Consider the following 21,263-nt stretch of genomic DNA (forward strand, 5'->3'; position numbering starts at 1 on the left):
ATCATCAATCGCAGATGAGCACCTGGTAAAGAGGAATTAAAATGCCGGTAGAAAAGCAATAAATAATTTACACTTTTTTACCGGCACGGTTATGGTTTATTGTGCTTAGCGTCTGTTACCAAAAATACGTAACATAGACATAAACAGGTTGATAAACGTTGTGTAAAGCATAAAAGCACCAATGATCACTAATTTTTTTGATTCTTCTGATCCATATTCTAAGCCCGCGCCTATACGCTTCAACATTTGCATATAGAATGATGTTAGGCCTATCATTATAATAACAAATACGATGCTGATGATGTAGTCAAGCTGCGCGCTTTTCATAAAGAAATTGATCAAGCCAACCACAAAAACACCGATAAAAACGGTAAATAGGATTGAACCAAATTTGGTTAGATCTTGCTGCGTTGTGTAACCTGCAACCGCCATAACAGCAAACACTGCTGACGCGCTTAAAAATACCGTGAACATAGAGCCTGCCGTATAAATGAGCCCTAAAATACTTAGCGTTATACCAATTGCCACCGCATACCCCATAAAAAGGCCAATCATCGCAGTATAAGATATACGGTTAAAACCGAAGTTGATCACTAACGAAAACGCCAACGGGGCAAACAATACACCATAACCTAACATGGTAAAACCGGTTGGCCCTACAATAAGATTTAACAAAGTAATGTTAGCAAAAAACGCATACGCAGTAGCTGCAGATACGCCCAAAGCGACAAACATCCAAGTGAAAACTTTTGCGAGATATTTTCTTGACGAGTCGGTATCAGTTACTTCAATTACGTTGTCGTAAGAGTAATTTGATTTATTATTTTCCATTCGTATTTAAAGATTACAAAGTACGAATTTACTGTTTTATACTTAAAATGCAAGGGGACCTATTTAAGTTTACAAATTCTTGATAACGCAAACTCCGCTAATAACATGGCAGCTCATGTTGAAGAATAAGAATAATAATTGCTCATAAATCAGCTTTCTTGTATTACGCTCCCACCTGCAATAAAAGAATAATAATTTTACCATGAGTGGTAAAAACTTCAGCATTATTTAATGCATATTTGCACTAGTAAACTGATTTAGCATGAGTTTTGAGCCATTTATAAAAATTTTCAGCGTTACGGCAATCCGTTACTTTGTGGTAGCAGGTATTCCGTTTTTACTTTGCTATGTGCTGCTAAAACAATGGCTATCTCCGGCTAAAATTCAAGTCCGCCATGCCTCAAAACAAGATTTTGCGCGCGAGATCTTGCACTCCATGCAAACTACACTGGTTTTTACCGTCATTGCCTGCTCGGTATTTTATACTCCCCTGCGCAATTATACCCAGGTTTACACAAAAGTTGCCGATTACCCCACCTGGTGGCTATATGCCAGCGTAGTGCTAAGCCTGGTAATACATGATACTTATTTTTACTGGATGCACCGCTTGCTGCACCACCCTAAGCTATTTAGGTACGCACATTTATTGCATCATAAATCTACTAACCCATCACCCTGGACATCATATTCTTTTCATTTTTTAGAGGCCTGGACGGAAGGATTGGTGCTGTTGGTAATTGTCGTAATACTACCTATGCACGCTCTAGCCATAGGGTTATTTGTACTGATAGGTTTCATTATCAACGTATATGGCCATTTGGGCTACGAAATTGCGCCTAAATGGCTGCGCCACACTGTCTTGTTTCAAATTAGCAACACATCAGTACATCACAACCTGCATCACAGCAAGTTTACGGGCAACTACGGCCTGTACTTCAGGTTTTGGGATAGGGTGATGGGTACCGAAAACCCAAACTATGTAAAGGAGTACGACCGTGTACAGCAGAATAGAGTTAATAAAAAAGGCAGTGATATAAGTTTATATGTTGATGCAAATCAAACTAATAAGCAATCTCTCGCCGCTAACTCTTAAGGCTCTTATTATTTGCGATTACCTTAGATAGACGGTATCTGAATATGTTTCGATAGCATATAAACGGTAAAGATGCTCACGCTACTAATTCGAAGGTTAATTATCAGGCAGTATCCTTTCTTAATTGCAAATAAAAATTTATTAGTTTGAGCTTCGTTTTGTTAAAGCGCCCTACATGCTGCTCAGCATTCTTGCTTTAATTATGTGAAATGTAACTTATCCAGCCGGGCCGGGAAAAAAGTATATCGTTCCTAGCTGCGTTTACTAAAAACCTCATATTGATAAAGATTTATTCGATTATTTTTCTGCGCCTCTGTAACGTTACAGCGGCGGCTGACGTTTAAACGGCCTAAACCTATACATTATGAAAATTTTACTTTTCCTTTTTATTATGGCTGCTACGGCCACAATGATTTCATCCTGCAGCAAGCAATCACTTCCTGTAAAAACATTAGCTCGTACCGTCAACTTTAATCGGTATACCGAAAAGGATTTTTCGGCCGAAAAAGGGAATATAACGTTCTTTGTCCAGATAACTGATGGCTCAAAAAAACTGCTCGATTCTGCAGTTGCTACTATGAGAATTAATGAAATACCTACCCAGGCGAATAAGTTGATTTACGCAAAAACGCTAAATAACACCAATGGCGAGCTCAAAGTTGGTTTTAAATATGTGCTTGAAAACTTTGGCTATTCCTTGCATTACGACATATTCAACTCCAACGAAGTGCACAAAGAGATGAACTTTTCTTATAAATAATTTAAACACATAGCGGCAGATTTTTCACATGCATGGCGGCCCGGTACTTATCAGGCGAAAGCTGGTTACGCTTTTTGAATAATCTTGAAAAGTAAGAAAAATCATTAAAGCCCAATTGGTGAGCTATCTGCCCTATGGGTGTATCGGTATGTACCAGTATCCGTTTAGCCTCCAGCATTATACGGTCACTAATAACCGCTGTTACAGTTTTGCCTGTGGCCTTTTTAATGACGGCATTGAGATGATGCGGCGTGACATGAAGCGCCTGGGCGTAATAACCCAAAGGACGCTGACCCGCGTAGCCGCTCTCTAACAAATAACGAAATTGATCCATTAAAACTATGTGTGCAGAGGTGATTACAGTCCCTTGCTGGGACTGGTAAACCCGCTCTAGCCCTGTCAACAATACAAACATCAGTGAGCCAAGCGCCAGGCGCGAATAGTCGTTCCGTGCAAATTCAGCGTACATTAGTTGCAGTACCGGTTCCAGCGATGCCCGTGTTTCTGCATTGACCGTAAGATGCGGGTTTTTGTAACTGTTGCGCAAAAACGCCAGCCTATCCAACGCCTCGTTATTGATAAAGTTTAGGATGAAGAACTCCTCGGTAAACATAATGCTGTGTCCCTTAAGCGCGCTATGGGTTTCAATGCGATGCACTTGCCCCGGCGAAATAAAGTAAACGTTATCGGCAGATAACTTCCATTCGTGATCATCAACCACATGTTTAGACTCACCTTCACAGATCCATAGTATCTCGTAAAAACTATGCTTATGGGGCCAAACAAATTGGGTGGGGCGGTTCAGGCTTTCAAAAGGAGCTATCATAAACTGCTGCTCCTTATTATAAAAAGGCGAAAAATCTGATATGTTATAAATTTTTATCATTTATATCCTGGCCCATAAAGCTATCAAAAAAGTACCAATTAAGATAGGTTTTATGCTAACCATACCACGTTGTAAGCTATTACTTTTATAATCTGAATTAAACCGCAAGCGATATGTCAACACCCGACTTATTTAAGTACAACCCCAATTACCCATCAGTGGCCGATCTGAAAAAGAAAGCCAAAAGCCGCATCCCAAAGTTTGCTTTTGACTACCTGGAAGGCGGTTGTAATGAAGAGGTAAATCTTGGCAAGAACGAAACCGACTTTCAGGCTATTGAACTAATGCCTCAGTATTTAAAAAAGTATAACGGCGTTGACATCAGTACCGAACTCTTCGGCCATCGCTATGACGCGCCCTTTGGTATCCCACCCATAGGCCTGCAAGGGCTAATGTGGCCAAATGCGCCCGAGATTTTAGCTAAGGCAGCGGTTAAACATAATATTCCCTACATATTGAGCACCGTATCAACTTCAAGCATTGAGCACATTGCAGAGGTTACTGACAGCAAGTTTTGGTACCAATTATATCACCCCGCTAAAACCACCATGCGCGATGATATTTTACAGCGACTGCGCGATGTTAACTGCGATGTATTGGTTGTTTTGGTTGATGTGCCATCGTTTGGTATCCGTTATCGCGAGGTTAAGGCCGGCTTATCTATGCCCCCTAAGATGAATATCAACAATATCTTTCAGGCGTGCATAAGGCCTACCTGGTCATTAAAAACTTTGCAACATGGCATCCCTGAGTTTGCTACGCTGAAAAAATACATGGAAAAAGGCCTGGACATGAGCCAATTGGGCGAATTTATGAATGCGTCCTTTGACAAACGGGTAGAAATGGACAAGATTGCCGCCATACGCGACCAATGGAAAGGCAAGATCATACTTAAAGGTATAGTTAGCGAGCCCGATATGGAAAAGGCAATAGCCTTAGGGGCAGATGGCGTCATCGTATCAAACCATGGCGGCAGGCAGATAGACGCGGGCGAGTCTTCTATAAAATCGTTAATCCGCATAGCGGGTAAATATGGCGACAAAATGCCGGTGATGATGGACGGCGGTGTACGGTCAGGTCCGGATATTGCACGTGCCATGGCTTGTGGTGCAAAGTTTGTATTTATGGGTCGCCCGTTTATGTATGGGGCGGCAGCTTTGGGTAACCAGGGAGGCAACCATACCATAGCTATGTTTAAAGCTCAATTTAGGCAGGCCATGGAACAATTATGCTGCGAAAACGTAGGTGCCCTGCCGGCTACGCTCATAAAGAAATAACGATTATCAAATCCACAAACCTCTGTTAACCCGCAGGGGTTTTGTTATTTAGGTATTATAAATGATACGCTAGCGTATTTTTGTTTTGCGCAGCGGATGGTATCTTTGATGAAATGCCTGCAACCACCTCTACACGCTTTTATTGTGCTTTTATATGCTTAATGGTTTTTGCCACACAAGCCCATGCGCAACAGCGTAAGCAATTGTCAAATAAAAATGCGTCAAGGCAGGCTAAGGCCTTGTATGCCTACCTGCAAAACGTGTACGGTAAAAAGATGCTGTCCGGGCAAATGACTTCAAACTGGGGCTTTGATGAACTAAAATATATTGAAGACAGTACCGGTAAACTCCCTGCTATCCGCGGACTGGATTTTATTGACAGTGCCAAAAATAATAACGAAGTAAAATATGCTAAACAATGGTGGCGCAAGGGCGGCATACCCACCCTTATGTGGCACTGGGGCGCACCGACCACTGGCGGGGGCTACGAAAACTCAAAGAAAGAGATAGATATAGACAAGATATTTGAAGAGGGAACCCCAGAGCATAAGGCTTTTTGGAAAGAGATGGATGAGAAAGCCGTGTTGCTAAAAAAACTTCAGCGTGCCAACGTGCCGGTATTATGGCGGCCGTTTCATGAGCTAAACGGCAACTGGTTTTGGTGGGGCAAGCAAGGCCCCGAACGCTTTAAACGCTTATGGCGAACCATGTATAACTATTATGTACATGACAAGGGCTTGAATAACTTGATATGGGTATTATGTTTTATGGACAAGCCCGACCCGGCCTGGTACCCCGGCCACGAATACGTTGATATTGCCGGACCTGACACTTACAAAGAGGCCGAGTCGCGCATCGGTATGTTTAATGGTACAAAGGCAATAGTTGGCGATGTGATGCCAATAGCGTTCCACGAATGCGGTATCCCGCCTGATCCGCAGCAATCATTTGACACCGGTGCTAAATGGCTTTGGTTTATGGAGTGGCATACCAACTTTTTACAAAAGGTTCCAACTACACACCTTAACTACGTGTACCATCATGATTTGGTAGTAACCTTGGATGAAGTGCCTGATATTGTTAAAGATTATGGCCCAAAACCGCGTTCTGTATTTGAGCGGATCTGGTGGTTTTTGTCGGGGCAATAGTTTAATACTTAATTTAAACGTTTATCTTAGATAAAGAACCACTAACATATGAGCCAGATAAACAAAGAAGACATCACGCAAGATATATATAATTTGTATGATGATTACGCGCATAACCGCCTTGACCGTCGCGGGTTTATGGAGAAGCTGTCCCTGTACGCCGTTGGCAGCCTCACGGTGCCGGCACTGATGAGTTTCCTGATGCCTGATTATAAAAACAATATTCAAATCAAGGCCGATGACCCGAGGTTAAAATCTGAGTATATTACGTATGATTCGCCTAACGGTGGTGGTAAAATCAAAGCACTGCTGTCTAAACCTATCGATGCTAAAAAGGTTCTTGGCGGTATCATTGTAGTGCACGAAAACAGGGGGCTAAACCCATACATCGAAGACGTTGCGCGCCGTGCTGCGCTTGCTGGTTTTATCAGTCTTGCACCCGATGCCTTAACCCCACTTGGTGGTTACCCCGGCAGCGATGATGCAGGCCGCGAGATGCAGTCTAAACGCGATAAAGGCGAGATGGAGCAGAATTTTATAGATGCTTTTAATTATCTTAAAAATCATAAAGATTGCAATGGCAAGGTAGGTGTTGTAGGCTTTTGTTATGGCGGCGGCATCAGTAACATGATGGCGGTCCGTGTGCCCGAACTGGCGGCAGCGGTACCGTTTTATGGTGGCCAACCGGCTGTTGATGATGTGCCCAAAATCAAGGCCCCTTTGCTGTTACATTATGCATCGCTGGATACCCGTATAACAAACGGATGGACTGCTTATGAGGCGGCTTTAAAGGCAAATAACAAAAAGTACCAGGCGTTTATATATGAAGGCGCCAATCACGGTTTCCATAACGATACCACGCCGCGGTATGATAAAGCCGCTGCCGAGTTAGCCTGGAAACGTACGATCGATTTCTTTAAAGAACATTTAGGTTAACAAGTTTCAAAGAGCATGTATAGATTGCATGATTAGCATATACAATACCATTAAACTCACTATTAAACAAAACCCGCTGCTTGCAGTGGGTTTTTGTTTAATAGGTGAGCCGATATCCTTAATTCCACAACGTGCCGTTAAGGCCCAGTACAATCCCTATCCACAGGGATATAATAAAACCTATTACCCCTACCGTAATAACCAATATCTTTTTTAATCCCTGTAGTTTCAAACTAGTCATCAGCGCGAAAAATGCCGCGCCACCTGCTGTAACTAACGGCGTAAGTACAACAGGTTTTATGCGCCAGTAATTGCCCCAGGCAACATTAGGGTGGTCAACATTAAAAATAAAGAAAAGGATAACTGCCAGGCCAATGCCCCAACCAATTAATGCAGGCTTAATTAGTGATGCCGTATTAAACGACGGTGTGGTGAATGTGTTTGCTGATGTCATGATAATTAATTTTAATCATTAAAAGTACTTTGCGTTACAAAGTTAAACGATGGCTTTCATATTTCCAAATAATAATTTGCTCTTTCAATTAACCGCTTAAAGCTAGCACATATCAACCGGGAAAAAACGGCTAAATTTTTACTTGACTATAAATCAATTGTCATCAAAACTCCACATTTAATAATAACAGAACGATTGTTCCAGTATTGTATTTACTTTTGGAACGTTCATTCCGATATAAAATAATGAACGCCAAAAATCATGTCAAAATTATTAAACAAGGTAGCAGTAGTAACAGGCGCATCAAAAGGTATTGGTGCTGGTATAGCAAAAAGTTTAGCGGCAGAGGGAGCCTCGGTTGTAGTTAATTACGCATCGTCAAAAGAAGGTGCAAAAAAAGTTGTGGCTGACATTGTTGCCGCCGGTGGCAAAGCCGTAGCGGTACAAGCAAACGTTGCAAACGCAACCGATGTAGACCGTTTATTTGCCGAAACCCAGGCGGCTTTTGGTGCTGTGGATATTTTAGTAAATAACGCAGGCGTTTATGAATTTGGCGCTATAGAGGCCATTACCGAAGAGCACTTCCACCGTCAGTTTAACACCAATGTGTTAGGCTTGCTATTGGTAACCCAGGGAGCTGTAAAAAGCATCGGCGACCGTGGCGGAAGCATCATCAACATTAGCTCTACCGTTACAAGCATCACTCCGCCAGAGAGTGCAGTATATACCGCAAGCAAAGGCGCGGTTGATTCTATCACCAAAGTATTAGCGAAGGAATTAGGCGCTAGAAAAATTCGTGTAAACGCCATTAACCCGGGTATGGTTGAAACCGAAGGTGCTATAACAGCTGGCTTTATCGGTGGCGATTTCCAAAAGCAAATTGAATCGCAGGTACCGCTTGGCCGTATCGGCCAGCCGGATGATATATCACCTATAGCCGTATTCCTGGCGTCCGACGATTCTGGCTGGTTAACCGGCGAGATATTGGTTGCCAGCGGCGGTTTGCGTTAATTAAATAATTAAAAATTAGTAATTTGCCCGCCCAAAGCGGGCTTTTGCAGTTTATGGCCAGAACAAAAGATTTTGACGAAGCAGAGATACTTAAAAAGGCAATAGCGCTTTTTTGGGACAAAGGCTATAATGGCACTTCTATGCAGGACCTGGTAGATGGGCTGGGTATAAGCCGCTCAAGCCTTTACGATACTTTTGGCGATAAACACCAGCTGTATATAAAAGCGCTGGATACTTACCAGAAAAATTATGGAGGGCAGTTGTGTACCCTTATCCGCGAGTCGCAAACGGCAGAAATGGCTATTCATGACTTGTTAGCCATGGTTGTAAATGACCTGCTGGCCGACAAACAACAGCGTGGCTGTTTTATGGTTAATGCCGGTATTGAATTGGCTAATCATGACACCGAAGTAAACCAACTGATCTGTCAAACTCAGAACCAATTAGAGGATACTTTTTTGTCGGTTATAGAACGCGGCCAGGCAAGCGGCGAAATTAGCCCCAATAAAAATCCCCTTGCCTTAGCGCGTTTCCTTAATAATACAGTTAAAGGTCTGCAGGTGTCGGCAAAGTCGTCTACAGATCGCGCTTTTTTTGACGATATCGTTGAAACGGCGTTAACCGTGTTGGTTTAAAGGAGCGCATCATTTGCTTCTTCACTAACAAATCCTACTTTTACTGATGATGAATCTCTTCGTCAAACCTATCTGTAATAGAAATTATGAAATCGGCAAATTCAATTAAAAAGGTCATTACCTGTTTTGTAGTGGTTTTTCTTTTAACCGCAAACGGTACCATGGCCCAAAGTAATGCCCAACCCAACGTACTGTTTGTGTTAATTGATGACTTGAATGATTACGTTACGCAGCTTAAAGGTTACCCCGGCCTTAAAACCCCTAACCTTGATAAGTTTGTAAAAACGTCGGTGAACTTTAAAAAGGCGTATTGCGCAGCACCGGTGTGCAACCCATCACGTGCCGCTATGTTGAGCGGCATAGCGCCCTATCACTCTGGTATTTATGATAACGATAACCGCATAGTTGACTCGAAGGTGCTTGACAGTGCTGTCTTTTTGCCCGAACTATTTAAAAACAACGGCTATACCACACTTACCCGTGGCAAAATTTTCCATACTGACCCGGCGAAAGCGAAGTATGATGCCATGTGGGATGTTAAAGCCGGAAAAGGCAATTACGGGCCGAACGCCGGCGTTCGCAATGTACCACGCGAGTTGAAAGCCCCACCCATGTTCAATTACGCGGAGTGGACCGGACCTGAGTCTGACCACACGGATAATGTAACTGCCGAAACTATTAGCGCCCAGTTAAAGCAAACTTACACTAAGCCTTTTTTTATGGCGGCAGGTTTATACAAACCCCATAACCCATGGACGGCCCCCAAACGTTTTTTTGATCTGTACCCGATAGAAAGCATGCAGATGCCAAAGGTGTTAGAGTCGGACTGGGATGATTTGCCTGAAATTGCTAAAGGCTGGGCGGCCAGCCCGGTTGATTACGATATCATGAAAAAAAGTGGCAAATGGAAAGAAATTGTGCGCAGTTACCTGGCCTGTATCTCTTTTATGGATTACAATTTCGGTCGCATTATAGCAGCGTTAGACAGCAGCGCTTATAAAAACAACACCATTGTCGTAGTATCGGCTGATAACGGTTTCCACATGGGCGAGAAAAAGCACTTCGCTAAGTTTGCCTTATGGGAGCAAACCACCCATATTTTACACCTATGGCGCGTGCCGGGCCTTACCAAACCTGATCAAACTTGCAATGAAACTGTAAGCTTGCTGGATATCTATCCCACGCTGATGGAACTTTGCAGTTTGCGCGGACCAGCATCGCGCATTGACGGCCGTAGTATTGTACCCTTGCTAAAAGATCCATCGTTAACATGGAAATATCCTGCGGTTACTACTTATAAACAAGGCAACCAGGCTATACGCAACCAACAATACCGCTACATCCGTTACAGCGATGGCACAGAAGAACTTTACGACGAACTAAAAGATCCTAACGAATGGAAAAACCTTGCCAAAGAACCGTCAATGAAAAAGGTGACAGAGGGATTTAGAACGCAGATAAGCAAAAGCTTTTTGCCGGCGACAGCGGCGGTTAAGGGCGGAGAGGAATAAATTTAACGTAATCACATAACAATTCTTACTCTTCTTAGCCCTCACTTTTTTATCGGCCCGATATATTTCCGGGCTATCACCAAATTAGCAAACTTAATATGATGCGATGCCCCGGCGGGTGACTGATCATCATAGAATTCTATCCACAAATTATTAATATTCAACTTAGCATTGGTTCGCCATTTAAAACCTTCAAAGGGTTGCTTGGTTGTGTCGTTATACCAAGAGTCTGCATCCCAATAGCCTTTAGGAAAACCCGGGCCCCAATGGCCCACCTCTTTACCGTCCTGCCAAACTTTTAGTTCGCCGTTGTGGGCGGTTATCGGGTTATTTAATTTTATCATCAGCTCAACACACATCCATTTGTCCCATTGCAGTGTCTGGGCAGTAGGGCTGTGGTTCACCATATCGTTACCGTAACATTTGCCACCACCTCCTTGTCGCATATCGCCCCAATATAAATAGGTGTCCATGTTGGGCGCTAAAACAGGTTCGTAAGCCACGGAAATCCTTTTATCGCCCAAGCCACAAATCCCCGCCCGCGGATTTGGCCAGGTAGTAGCCGGATTATAGCCCCCTATCCATACTGACTCATGATGGATATATCCTTTGGACGATGCCGGGTACTTAACATAATAGCGCAAATAAATTGTGCCATCAAAACCTGGCTTAAAAATGCGATACAGATGGCCGCCATCATTTACGCCACCCTTGTTAGTCATCACTAAAGCCGGCACTTTACTGCCGTCAGGCACATCTTTACTATCCAACCACATGCCATCCCGGTTACGCACATCACTGTACCTACTACAGATTTTATCCAAACCGTCGTTAAAACTTCCGCTATAAAGCACGTCAGGGTCTTGCGCTATTCCTGCATCGTTCCTGTATTTTCCGGCTATGCCTATTGGCGAAACCTTTAACAAAGGCTTAAAGCTGGAAGAAATAAGAATAATTGGAATTATGATTAGGGCCTTGGTATTCATAGGATTAAATATAAATAAAAAACAATACAGCGCTTAATAGCGTAAGCCGTTTCTTTCATCCTATCTGTAGCCAAAAAGCTATTATAAATATTATTTGTAATTAATCTAAATAAGAATAACTTTGACAAAAAATAAGCCACACAGCGGGAAACTGTGCGGCTAGGTCCCAATTAAGGGTGTTTTTTAAATGTGACTCTAAAAAACGATGCAATTTAAACAAATTTTGCTCTTGGTGCTTTTATGCGCCATTACTTTCTCTTCGTATGCGCAACGCTCTGGCTCTATCAGCGGGGTAGTCAAAGATCAGGCAGGTACTTTACCTGCAATTACGGTTAAAATAGCCGGAACCAACCGCGCAACAACCTCCAACAATAGTGGTGAGTATTTATTGCAAAACATTGCTCCGGGTAATTACACCTTAGTGTTTACTGGTGTAGGTTTCAAGAAAACCGAACATACAACCACCATAACGGCCGGTCAACAACAAGTAATTAATATCACTTTACAAGAAGACAAGGCCGAGCTTGATGCCGTAATGGTAACAGGCCGCACCATTGTGCAGGAGGTTAACCGCCAGGCTTTTAACGTTACCGCTATTGATGCCAAAGCGCTATATAATACAACTCTTGATTTGAGCGGCGCGCTCGACCGTGTTTCGGGCGTACGTGTTCGTGAGTCGGGCGGTGTAGGATCAAACTTTAATCTTTCTTTAAACGGCTTTTCGGGTAACCGGGTACGCTTTTTTATTGACGGTGTGCCGATGGATAACTTCGGGTCATCATTCCAGATTAACAACATTCCAATTAACGTGGCCGAGCGACTGGAGGTCTATAAAGGTGTGGTCCCGGTTTGGTTAGGATCTGACGCCTTGGGCGGCGCCATTAATATTGTTACCGGCGACAGGTTTAAAAACTACATAGACGCGTCTTATTCATACGGATCATTCAATACACACCGCGGTGTTGTCAACGCGGCAGTGACAACCGATAATGGTTTTACTTTCCGACTAAACGCTTTCCAAAACTATTCTGACAATAGCTATAAAGTAACAGTCGAGGCTGCCGATATCAAAACGGGGGCCTATGCCCCTGCTGCTGTTTTAAAGCGTTTTCATGATACTTATCACAATGAAACTTTAGTAGCAAATGTTGGTGTAGTAGGCAAAAGCTGGGCAGACCAATTGCTTTTAGGTATCACGTTAGGCAAAAACTATAAAGAGTTCCAAACCAGCGTGCGCTTAGTTGTGCCTTATGGCGCCTGGCACCGCCATGGCGACATCATTATGCCGACTTTGAAATACCGTAAAACCGATTTGATTAAAGGCTTGGATGTTACCCTTAATGGTAACTTTAACCTGGGTACCGAGTACAACGTTGATACAGTATCAAGATATTTTGATTGGTATGGCAACTCAATACCTAAAGCGGGCAGCGGCGAGCGTCAAAGAAGCCTGTCGCGATACAGAAATAACACGGGGCTAATAACCGGTACCGCCAGCTATAAAGTTACCGATAATCAAACCGTAGCCTTAAGCAATGTATACAGCACTTTCTCTCGTAACGGTACAGACGCTTTCAACGACGGCTTTACCCGTGGAGAGGTAAAACCAAGCTTGCGTAAAAACGTATTGGGACTTGCTTATACTTATGATAAAAAGAATGAATGGAGTGTATCAGTCTTTGGTAAAAACCTGTATCAAAAAGTACCTGGTCAAAAAGCATTTAACAGGTTTGGATATGGTACCGCCACAAGTTACTTTCTGTCAACCAAAGTGCAACTTAAAGCCTCTTATGAGCGTGCACAACGTTTACCTGAGTCAAACGAATTGTTTGGTGACGTAGAGTTAGTACAGGGTAACCTTTCGCTTCTGCCAGAACAAAGCCACAACGCCAACTTAGGCATAAGCTATGGCTTTAATGTTAAAGACGATCACCATTTCCTGATTAATGCTAATGCAACTTACCGTTACTCTGACAACTATATCTACCAAAGATTTAATCAAAACCAAACGTCTTTAATGTTAGAAAACCTTGAGGGTGTATTCACCTACGGAGGTGAGGGCGAAATAAGATACTCCTATAAAAAATGGCTTTCTGCAGGCGCTACTGCAACTTACCAATATCTTGAAAACCAACAACGCCTTGTGCGCGACGCTTCGGGAAATTTAGTTCCAAGTCCGGTATATAAAGATCAGATGCCTAACATACCCTTCTTTTTTGGTAATGCCGATGCATCTGTAACGCTTAGGGATTTTAAAGGCAAAGGCAATACCCTTAACCTGGGCTACAACCTATTGTTTGTACAAAGCTTTTACCTGTACTGGCCAAGCCTTGGTGGCCGTAGCGACACAGACGATAAACGTGGTATACCATTACAATTAAGCCATGACCTAAGCGCCGTATACAGCCTTAACAACGGTCGTTACAACATTGGCCTTGAAGCTAAAAACATAACCGAAAACAGGCAGTATGACAACTTTAGTCTGCAAAAACCTGGCCGCGGCTTCTATCTAAACCTTCGCTATTTCTTTAACTCTTTTAAAATATAATCCATATGAAACTAAAATCAACTTACGCCTTACTGCTTGCGGCCGCTGCACTGGCATCCTGTTCAAAAAGCAAAAATGCCGATCCTATCCCTGTGTTGCCGACAGAAAAGGGCACCTACATTTTAACGATTAGCCCTACAGCCTCTACTGGCGTTGCCGATTATTTATTAACCTCGTCAAATCTTGAAACCGGCACTACCAGTATTGTTGGTAATGGTATTGAGCAAGACGGTACTTACCGTTATTATGTAACTGCTAACGGCAAATTTTTTAGCATGCTTTATGGCCAGGGCAATCCTGGCGCCGTAACCGCTTATAAGGTTAATGGTGGTAAATTAAGCAAGTTATCAAACTTCCAGACAGAAACCGTACAAGCGTTTGCCCCGGTTAATGATGACCTTATGCTGTTAAAAATTGCACGGAGCTTAACCGCCCCTACTTGTAGCTGGTTTAAAGTAAATACTAATAGTCTGACCATTACGTCGCAAGGAACATTTGATAACCTGGCAATGACCGGCACAGGCGAATTAGCGCACTTTACCTGGATAAAGCAAGTTGGCACTAAGATTTTTGCACCATATCAGTCTATTAACGACAGGAGTTTTAATACTGCTGTCCCTAACAAAGCTTTCATCGCTATCTTTAATTATGCTGATATGAAGCTTGAAAAAGTGATCACCGATGACAGGGCCAGCTTTATTGGCCAGTACTTTACCGATGGTTTGTCAGTACAAGAAAACGGCGACATTTATGGATACTCACCATCAGCTGCTACGACAGCAGGCGTTGTTTCATCTACCAAACCATCAGCTATCTTGAAAATCAAGTCGGGTACTACCGAGTTTGATCAGAGCTATTACTTTGATGTAGAAGCAGCAAGCAGCGGTTTAAATATTACCCATTGGTTATATCTGGGTAGCAACAATTACCTTGTACGCTCTCAAAATAAAGCAGAAAAGACAAGTGGTTTCCCCGCCGGTTTACGCCTGGGTATTGTTAACGTAGTTGATAAAACCTACAAAGCCGTTACCGGTTTCCCTAAGGTCGAAGATGTATCAACTTTAACCGGTAACAACTACTCGCCCAAAGACGGAAAAACCGGTTTCATTGGTGTTAACTTAAAAGACGGTACCAGCTTTGTTTACAAAGTTGACGCAAGCACCGCAACCGCTACCCGCGGCCTAAAAGTTGAAGGTGGGGTTATTACTGCAATTCAAAACCTTAAATAGTATTTAGCTCATCAAATAACCGGGAGATCGTGATATCCTCCCGGTTTATTTTGTTACAACGCAGCATAAATAATAGCACGGCTTATGATCAGTACATTATACTTCATTCAATTTGTTGCCTTTTACCTTTGGCAATTAAGCGCTAAATCAGCTAAGGGTGGCGCTAACTCTACCATAACGGCAAAAATAATCAGCAACAAAAAGGCAGCCCGCATATTGGGTGCTGTGCTACTTTTGATAACTGCTGTTGGCTTTGTATGTGCTATTGGACTCTTGAGTGGCCTTTGCGGCTTTGTTGTTGGATTGATGGGGGTAGGCTGCCTGTCGGTAGTCCTGGAGCCCTTTAATTACTTGCGCCTGCCTGGTGTAGTGGGTCTGTATTTTTGTTGTGTTGCACTCGAAATTTTAATTTAACATGCCGGCAAATAAAAAATATCTAAACAAATCTGGTTGGACCAAACTTTCAAAAATCCTTGCCGGCACCGTTGGTGGTTACCTGGTAACTATCAGTTTCCATGCAGCATTAACGCGTTTATTTCCGTTGGATAGGGTGATGGTTACATCATTTATTACAGGTTACCTGCTTTGGGCAACGCTATTGCTTTTTGCTTTTTTGATTAAACAAGCCTGGAAAACCTGGGCTATATATGTGGGCCTGATCGCCCTTTTCTCGGGTCTTTACCTGATACCAACTGCTTAGATCATGGATAACAGAAAATACAACATTTATTTCAACACGCATACCGTTAGCGGCATCATTATTTGCGGTATCCTGTATGTGATATTTTTTGCCGGCTCGTTCTCTTTTTTTAAAAACGATATAGCTGCCTGGCAAAAAAATGATTCGTACGTAAGCAGTGCCAAATTAGGGAAGCCCGATTTTAATTACCTGATAGATTCGCTGGCAAAAAAGCACAAACTCAAAGGCCGCGACTTTGACTTTAGCATGCAGCACCATACAGCAAATGTATACGTCTCTATGTCGGCATCGCACGATTCGACAGTTAAAAAGCAAAAGGCGCATGGTAAACCGGGGGAACAACCCAAGAAAAAACGTGGCGGCGGCCGCGGCCGTGGTGGTGACAGTGATAACGCCTTTTTTACCTATGATTTTAGTAAAAAAGCTGAGGCTGATTACACGACATCATACACCATGGGCGAGTTTTTATACCGCCTGCACTTTTTGGCGCCAGTTAACCAGGTATTTCCGTTTAGGATAGGGGTGCCGTTTGGTTACCTGCTAGCTGGTATAGTGTCATTTATTTTCTTATTTGCCCTTATTACAGGTTTGCTTTTGCATTGGGACAAGATGGTGTCAAACTTCTTCACTTTCAGGCCATGGAACAAGTGGAAATCTGTTTGGACAGACCTGCATACCGTTTTGGGTGTTATAGGCTTTCCTTATCAGCTGGTATTTGCGCTTACCGGTATCATACTTATTTTTAACTCCTTTTTAATTGTGCCCTACACTAAGTTGTTTTATAAGGGACAGGAAGAAAAAATTTATAAGGACCTTGGTTTTGGGATAAAAGGGGAATTCAAATATACTTACCAAGCCTTGGCTGATACTACTTTTAATTTAAACGATATGGTGACAGCAACGGCCAATAAATGGCAACGCAGCGACATCACATTGGTAGCCATACGCAACTACGGCGATAAAAACATGCATGTAGTTATACAAGGCAAGCCACATACCGACGCGCAGATGAACGGCGTTGGCGAATTGATCTATCGTGTTAGGGACAATAAAATACTGTCAGAACGCTCCCCGCTTTCAGAGCCAACCTACACGGCAACTGTAACCGGGATATTATATCACTTGCACTTTGGCGATTATGGTGGCCGCCCGATTAAAGTAATTTATTTCGTACTGGGTATAATGGGCTGCATTGTCATCAACTCGGGCGTAATGATATGGCTGGTAGCCCGTGATAAGAAAAGCATACCGGAGCGTAAACGCAAGTTCAACTTCTGGACAGCGAATATCTACCTAGCCACAAGCTTAAGCCTATTGCCGGTAACAGGTATCACCATGATTTCGTTATTGTTTATTGATAAACCGGGCCAGCCGGATATTTACCATTGGTTCTTTTATAGCTGGTTAGGTTTAAGCGTTTACTTTATGGCGCTTCGTAATCTTGATCGTGTTAATCGTCATTCTACTTTCCTGTCGACTGTAATTTGTTTTGCACTGCCGATACTTGACGGCGTAGTGCGCGGTAATTGTTTTTGGGAAACTTATAAACGGGGCGCTTTTGATATCCTGTTTATTGATGTGTTGTTCCTTTCGTTAGCCATTATCAGCGCTATCATACTATGGAAAATAAAGACCAAGCCGCAGATGGATGCCACCGCATCGGCTCCTAAAGTTAAGGCAAAATCTAAAGCCAGAGAATTAGCTACCGCTGAATAGTCTTTGTGCAAACTTATAAGGCAGATTAGCGGTATTCGTGCTAATCTGCCATTATACGTTTAAGCTTACATATTATGCATACTATGCTCATGTTTTGCTGTAGTATCGCGTTTTATATCAAAACGTTTCAAGTAATTTTCAGACTCCGTTATGGCCGCATTGTACAAACTATCAAGCCTTTTAACTTTTACCTTTTCGGCCTCAAAATAAGCCACGGCTTCGGCGTTTGATTTGCCATCCATATCGGTCTTAAAGTTTTCCATCCAATTAGACATTTGATCGCTCAGGTTATTCAAGCGCTCAGTAAGTAATTTAACTTCTGTGCGCAACTCCCCAGTATCCACCTCCAAATAGTGGGCTTTTACCCCTGGCATACCTGTTAAACACAGCGAATCCAATGCCATTTTAGTGCTCATCAGCCTTTCATCACTGGCCATTAACCCATCGTGCAGGGTAATAACTTCCTTACGGACATCTTTATAATTCGCCTCATTTTGGCAACTCTGTGTCGTCAACGCAATCGCCGATACACAGATCAAATAGTGGATCTTTTTCATTTGATTAAAGTAAAATTCGATCTAAAAAGCTACAGAAAAATGGATCATCAACCTGTCGCCGGCATTTACCCGGTTGTTTGCCAACTGCTGTGATGCCACATGTTGATAATTGGCCCCGGTAGAATAACGCCCCAAAGTAGCCTCTACCCCACCTATAGCAGACAGCGCATGTCCGCCCGAAACCTCAACCGTATACTTGCCGCCCTCTGTATCTTGCTGCGATGTTTCGTACAGCATACCGGCGTTAGGCGCTATGGTCAGTTTTTCAAAAAACCGAAACTTGTAGTATATTAAAGCGTTGGTTGTCAGCTTGTTTCCGTAGCGGTAATCATACTTGTTTTGGGTATTGATCTTGTAGTTAGCGTTAATATTAAGGCCCAGGTCCATCAGCCGAATATCATAGGCCGCATTCAGCGTAAAATCTGTACTGGCCGTGCCTAATTGGAAGTTATTGGGCGATTCTGTCGACAGCGCTCTTTCAGCAGGCTCGTATTTTCCGGTAGGCGCCTTAACACCCATACCCACCCAAAGCGATTGCAGCAGCAGATCATAACCAACGTTACTGCGGGTGCTAAAAGCATTATAGTAACCCATTACGGCTACATCGCCAAGGCCACTTTTATGACCATCGCCGGCTTGAGCCAGTCGGCTATTAAAGTTGTAAGGCACAAATGCCAGCACTCTGAACTTGGCACCCATGTTCCAACCGCCCCAAACTTCGGCAGTTTGGTAGGTTTCGTCTGATGTCAGGGGGGAGCGTTCGCCGCGGGGCCCTAAGTGCGCGATCAACGCTTTATGCTGATACCGCAGGCCAATGAAACGCTTATTGTATTCGGGCAAAATACCCAGGTAATAGCCGCCCACACCACAGCCGCAAATATCGCAGGCAAGGGATGGCAGGCTGATGACGCTGAGTATAAGTATGATGATGTATTTCTTCATAGTGTTTGTGATTTATTGTTCAGACAAGTCTTTGCGGGTTACAAAGTCTATGTCGTCGAGGGTTTTCAAAAAGGCGGTTAGCTTAGCGCGATCACCGGCAGACAACGTTATCCCCAACTTACCATCCTTTTGCAAAATCGGATCAAGATTTGGAGTTTGCTGTATCCCGCTGATGTAATGGTCAAATACAGCATCCAGGGTTAAAAACCTGCCATCGTGCATATAAGGTGCGGTATAGCTCAAGTTGCGCAGGCTGGGTACCTTAAACTTGTACTTGTCAGTTTGTTGCAAAGTGGCGGTGTACAAACCCACATCGTTAATGGCGCTTGGTGCCAGGCCGTTGTTTCTGAACCCGTTATCAGTGAACAATGGTTCGCTGTGGCAGCTGCTGCATTTGCTTTTAAATAGCTCGTACCCCGCTTGCTCATCCGCAGTAAAAGCAGCACCCTCTTTACGAATCACTCTGTCGTACCTGGAGTTGGCGCTAATGCACATCAACATAAATTGCGACAGCGATTTCATAAACCTTGCAGTAATGATATCCTCTGTGCCAAATGCCGCCTTAAACATCGCCGGGTACTTGGCTACGCCTTTCAGTTTGGCCATAACGTTCTCCAGGCTCTCGTCCATCTCCTCATGCGTGGTTATGGGTACTATGGGCTGCAGGTCAAGGTCAAATACACCGCCGCCCCACATAAAGGCCTTGTTCCAGGCCAGGTTCATGATGGGTGGCGAGTTGCGCGTACCCAGACGGTCGTCAATACCGTGGCTCACATCATGCCCGTGTTGCGTAAAGGCAGAAGATTGAATATGGCACGATCCGCACGAAATGGTGTTATTGCGCGATAATCTTGGTTCATAGAACAGTGACCGACCCAAAATAAAACCTGCTTCGGTAATTTTGTTGTTTGTTAGCTTGTACTCCGGCTCGGGGAAGTTAGCGGGTTTCTGGAAACCCAGAAATCCGCTAACCGTTTGTTTAATTTGATCTTCTTTTTTACAGGCAATCAAAAACCCCGCGAAACCGAATATCACTATCCAGAATGCTCGTTTTTTCATGATCTGCTAGTTTTCGGTGTGATCATGCTTGAATAAACCCGGAAGATTTGCGGATACACTGGTACTAAAATCGCTAAACATAACGCTTGGGTGCGCGGCTATGCTAAACGGATTTTTGCCATTGAATACCCTTATCAGGTCAACCAGTAAATGCACATTGCTTTGCCTGTCTTTACGCACTTTGGCAACGCCACCAGCGGTAAGATCAACGGTGACTGTCCGAATGTTATTGATGGTAGGTGCCGAGTATCCACCGAAACCACCAATATGATACCTGAACGCTTTTTTACCGGTTGGGTCGCCACTAACGTCATTGCTTATCGCGTCGGCATTGCCTTCCATTCTAAAGAAGATATAACCGGAGTTCCAGCCCCAATACATTCCGCCATCATGGCCTCCTGATGGATCTAAGACACCTGTGCGCTTACTGATATCCATGGTACTGCGCAAGCTATCTACTCCAATGGTAAAGGTTACTTTGGTGTAATCGCCCTCGGGCACTTTTACCTTGGCAAAACGGGTGCTACGGTCTGCACTTTTAATCAAAAAGTAGCTACTGTCCTGCTTAACGGTGTACGTGGTACCGTCGGCCTTGCTTACTTTGATATTGCTTATAAAATATTGCACCAGTGATATGGTGAATTTCTCGCCTGCAGCATTGGTATATGGGCTGGCGGTATTGTTAAAGGTCAATGTGCGGTCGCCAACAATGTTATCAAACTCAACAGAGAATGAAGCCAGTACATTCTCATTATATGCAGGGGCAATGTCTGTTTTTTTTGAGCAGCTTGTAAAAGCCAATAGCAGGCATAGGCCTGTTAAAAGTTGTTTATATATTTTCATGATATAGCAATAGTGTAAAGAGCACGCAAAGTCGCTCCTCAAGTTTTCTTAAATTGTTCAATTGATGAATGACTATATCTACTAACCTTGAGGGGTAGACACAGCAAAGCAGGCCCATGTCCATTATCAGTAATGAAACAT

The 21,263-nt window shown here is 43.4% G+C and carries 22 protein-coding genes; 13 read left to right on the forward strand and 9 right to left on the reverse strand.

Going from position 1 to position 21,263, the window contains the following annotated elements:
- Window positions 1-105 precede the first annotated feature (105 nt).
- Entirely contained in the window at window positions 106-831 is a 726-nt protein-coding gene (locus ACFSYC_RS00635) for a Bax inhibitor-1/YccA family protein (protein ID WP_377122298.1), read from the reverse strand.
- A gap of 262 nt (window positions 832-1,093) precedes the next feature.
- Here ACFSYC_RS00635 and ACFSYC_RS00640 point away from each other — a divergent pair, with 262 nt between their 5' ends.
- Both ACFSYC_RS00640 and ACFSYC_RS00645 read left to right on the forward strand, forming a co-directional pair.
- Window positions 1,094-1,924, forward strand: coding sequence for a sterol desaturase family protein (locus ACFSYC_RS00640; protein ID WP_377122301.1), 831 nt, complete (start codon window positions 1,094-1,096; stop codon window positions 1,922-1,924).
- Window positions 1,925-2,288: 364 nt separating this feature from the next.
- Complete coding sequence (locus ACFSYC_RS00645) at window positions 2,289-2,684, forward strand: hypothetical protein (RefSeq protein WP_377122304.1); 396 nt, start codon at window positions 2,289-2,291, stop codon at window positions 2,682-2,684.
- 1 nt (window position 2,685) lies between these two features.
- Here the strand turns inward: ACFSYC_RS00645 and ACFSYC_RS00650 are convergent, their stop codons facing one another.
- Window positions 2,686-3,570, reverse strand: a complete 885-nt coding sequence (locus ACFSYC_RS00650; protein ID WP_377122307.1) for an AraC family transcriptional regulator — start codon at window positions 3,568-3,570, stop codon at window positions 2,686-2,688.
- A gap of 113 nt (window positions 3,571-3,683) precedes the next feature.
- Between ACFSYC_RS00650 and ACFSYC_RS00655 the strand changes: the two genes are divergently transcribed.
- The 3 genes from ACFSYC_RS00655 to ACFSYC_RS00665 all read left to right on the forward strand — a co-directional run bounded on the left by ACFSYC_RS00655 (window position 3,684) and on the right by ACFSYC_RS00665 (window position 6,931).
- Window positions 3,684-4,847 carry an alpha-hydroxy acid oxidase gene (locus ACFSYC_RS00655; protein ID WP_377122310.1) on the forward strand — a complete coding sequence of 388 codons (1,164 nt, stop codon included), beginning with the start codon at window positions 3,684-3,686 and terminating at the stop codon, window positions 4,845-4,847.
- Window positions 4,848-5,008: 161 nt separating this feature from the next.
- Window positions 5,009-5,995 carry a glycosyl hydrolase gene (locus tag ACFSYC_RS00660; RefSeq protein ID WP_377122313.1) on the forward strand — a complete coding sequence of 329 codons (987 nt, stop codon included), beginning with the start codon at window positions 5,009-5,011 and terminating at the stop codon, window positions 5,993-5,995.
- 48 nt (window positions 5,996-6,043) lie between these two features.
- Window positions 6,044-6,931: a dienelactone hydrolase family protein gene (locus tag ACFSYC_RS00665; RefSeq protein WP_377122316.1), complete on the forward strand. Its 888-nt coding sequence runs from the start codon at window positions 6,044-6,046 to the stop codon at window positions 6,929-6,931.
- Window positions 6,932-7,049: 118 nt separating this feature from the next.
- Here ACFSYC_RS00665 and ACFSYC_RS00670 read toward each other — a convergent pair whose 3' ends face one another.
- Complete coding sequence (locus ACFSYC_RS00670; protein WP_377122319.1) at window positions 7,050-7,385, reverse strand: hypothetical protein; 336 nt, start codon at window positions 7,383-7,385, stop codon at window positions 7,050-7,052.
- 261 nt (window positions 7,386-7,646) lie between these two features.
- Between ACFSYC_RS00670 and ACFSYC_RS00675 the strand changes: the two genes are divergently transcribed.
- Both ACFSYC_RS00675 and ACFSYC_RS00680 read left to right on the forward strand, forming a co-directional pair.
- A complete protein-coding gene (locus ACFSYC_RS00675) occupies window positions 7,647-8,396 on the forward strand; it encodes an SDR family NAD(P)-dependent oxidoreductase (RefSeq protein ID WP_377122322.1) in 750 nt (249 codons plus the stop codon).
- A gap of 53 nt (window positions 8,397-8,449) precedes the next feature.
- On the forward strand, window positions 8,450-9,031 hold the full coding sequence (locus tag ACFSYC_RS00680; protein ID WP_377122325.1) for a TetR/AcrR family transcriptional regulator: 582 nt from the start codon (window positions 8,450-8,452) through the stop codon (window positions 9,029-9,031).
- Between the two features lie 40 nt (window positions 9,032-9,071).
- Here the strand turns inward: ACFSYC_RS00680 and ACFSYC_RS00685 are convergent, their stop codons facing one another.
- Entirely contained in the window at window positions 9,072-9,194 is a 123-nt protein-coding gene (locus ACFSYC_RS00685) for a hypothetical protein (RefSeq protein WP_377122328.1), read from the reverse strand.
- Here ACFSYC_RS00685 and ACFSYC_RS00690 point away from each other — a divergent pair.
- Window positions 9,193-10,542, forward strand: coding sequence for a sulfatase (locus ACFSYC_RS00690; RefSeq protein ID WP_377122331.1), 1,350 nt, complete (start codon window positions 9,193-9,195; stop codon window positions 10,540-10,542). The two genes, ACFSYC_RS00685 and ACFSYC_RS00690, sit on opposite strands and share 2 nt — an antisense overlap.
- 41 nt (window positions 10,543-10,583) lie before the next feature.
- Here ACFSYC_RS00690 and ACFSYC_RS00695 read toward each other — a convergent pair whose 3' ends face one another.
- On the reverse strand, window positions 10,584-11,528 hold the full coding sequence (locus ACFSYC_RS00695) for a hypothetical protein (RefSeq protein ID WP_377122333.1): 945 nt from the start codon (window positions 11,526-11,528) through the stop codon (window positions 10,584-10,586).
- 205 nt (window positions 11,529-11,733) lie between these two features.
- Between ACFSYC_RS00695 and ACFSYC_RS00700 the strand changes: the two genes are divergently transcribed.
- The 5 genes from ACFSYC_RS00700 (at window position 11,734) to ACFSYC_RS00720 (ending at window position 17,721) form a co-directional block, all read left to right on the forward strand.
- Window positions 11,734-14,076, forward strand: coding sequence for a TonB-dependent receptor (locus ACFSYC_RS00700; RefSeq protein ID WP_377122336.1), 2,343 nt, complete (start codon window positions 11,734-11,736; stop codon window positions 14,074-14,076).
- A 5-nt stretch (window positions 14,077-14,081) separates the two neighbouring features.
- Entirely contained in the window at window positions 14,082-15,305 is a 1,224-nt protein-coding gene (locus ACFSYC_RS00705) for a DUF4374 domain-containing protein (protein WP_377122339.1), read from the forward strand.
- Between the two features lie 84 nt (window positions 15,306-15,389).
- Window positions 15,390-15,719 (forward strand): hypothetical protein, encoded by a 330-nt coding sequence (locus ACFSYC_RS00710; protein WP_377122342.1) that lies wholly within the window; start codon window positions 15,390-15,392, stop codon window positions 15,717-15,719.
- 1 nt (window position 15,720) lies between these two features.
- Window positions 15,721-16,005 carry a hypothetical protein gene (locus ACFSYC_RS00715; RefSeq protein WP_377122345.1) on the forward strand — a complete coding sequence of 95 codons (285 nt, stop codon included), beginning with the start codon at window positions 15,721-15,723 and terminating at the stop codon, window positions 16,003-16,005.
- 3 nt (window positions 16,006-16,008) lie between these two features.
- Entirely contained in the window at window positions 16,009-17,721 is a 1,713-nt protein-coding gene (locus ACFSYC_RS00720) for a PepSY-associated TM helix domain-containing protein (protein WP_377122348.1), read from the forward strand.
- 65 nt (window positions 17,722-17,786) lie between these two features.
- Here ACFSYC_RS00720 and ACFSYC_RS00725 read toward each other — a convergent pair whose 3' ends face one another.
- Genes ACFSYC_RS00725 through ACFSYC_RS00740 form a run of 4 tightly spaced genes read right to left on the reverse strand, consistent with a single transcriptional unit; the run spans window position 17,787 to window position 21,122 of the window.
- Window positions 17,787-18,278 carry a hypothetical protein gene (locus ACFSYC_RS00725; RefSeq protein WP_377122351.1) on the reverse strand — a complete coding sequence of 164 codons (492 nt, stop codon included), beginning with the start codon at window positions 18,276-18,278 and terminating at the stop codon, window positions 17,787-17,789.
- Window positions 18,279-18,299: 21 nt separating this feature from the next.
- On the reverse strand, window positions 18,300-19,220 hold the full coding sequence (locus ACFSYC_RS00730) for a transporter (RefSeq protein ID WP_377122354.1): 921 nt from the start codon (window positions 19,218-19,220) through the stop codon (window positions 18,300-18,302).
- A gap of 12 nt (window positions 19,221-19,232) precedes the next feature.
- Window positions 19,233-20,279 carry a cytochrome-c peroxidase gene (locus tag ACFSYC_RS00735; protein ID WP_377122357.1) on the reverse strand — a complete coding sequence of 349 codons (1,047 nt, stop codon included), beginning with the start codon at window positions 20,277-20,279 and terminating at the stop codon, window positions 19,233-19,235.
- A 6-nt stretch (window positions 20,280-20,285) separates the two neighbouring features.
- Window positions 20,286-21,122, reverse strand: coding sequence for an MbnP family protein (locus ACFSYC_RS00740; RefSeq protein WP_377122360.1), 837 nt, complete (start codon window positions 21,120-21,122; stop codon window positions 20,286-20,288).
- Window positions 21,123-21,263: the final 141 nt, after the last annotated feature.

Source organism: Mucilaginibacter antarcticus, from assembly GCF_042686155.1.
Classification (GTDB): Bacteria; Bacteroidota; Bacteroidia; order Sphingobacteriales; family Sphingobacteriaceae; genus Mucilaginibacter; species Mucilaginibacter antarcticus.